Raw genomic sequence first — 555 nt, 5'->3', positions numbered from 1 at the left:
GTTCCGTTCTCTGAGCAGCTCCTACTGTGGAGCGATCAGGCCCAGTTCGTCCTCACCAGTGCCGGGGTGATGTCTGCGAAGACCATCCAGCTCGACCTGACCACTGAGTTCGACGTGAGCGACTATGCGCGACCCTTCGGTATCGGGCGTGGTGTGTACTTCGTGAGCCCGAGGGCGTCCTACAGCTCCATTAAGCGTTACTACGCGGTGCAGGACGTAAGCGATGTCAAGTCGGCTGAGGATGTCTCTGCGCACGTCCCGAACTACATCCCGAACACTGTGTTTGCCCTACACGGGTCAGGCACGGAGAACTTCCTCACAGTGCTCTCGGATAACGACCGGAGCTGTGTGTTCGTCTACAAGTTCCTCTACTTGGACGAGACGGTGGTTCAGCAGTCTTGGGGCCACTGGGAGATGGGGGATGGCGTGGAGGTCCTGTCGGCCTGCTGCATTGGGTCCTTCATGTGGCTCATCCAGCGCCGACCTGGGGGCATAACCCTGGAGCGCGTGGAGATCACGAAGGACACTGTGGACTTCAGCCACGAGCCCTGGCGC

1 protein-coding gene is annotated in these 555 nt (G+C 60.0%); it reads left to right on the top strand.

Features of this window, described 5'->3' with window-relative positions; all coding sequences use genetic code 11:
* Window positions 1-69: 69 nt before the first annotated feature.
* The coding region (locus ACS2QP_RS27380; RefSeq protein ID WP_438883018.1) for a hypothetical protein at window positions 70-555 on the top strand (486 nt) is incomplete at its 3' end.

This window comes from Bacillus cereus group sp. Bce019 (assembly GCF_051781745.1).
GTDB classification, from domain to species: domain Bacteria; phylum Bacillota; class Bacilli; order Bacillales; family Bacillaceae_G; genus Bacillus_A; species Bacillus_A cereus.
This window is presented reverse-complemented; position numbering and strand designations above follow the sequence as displayed.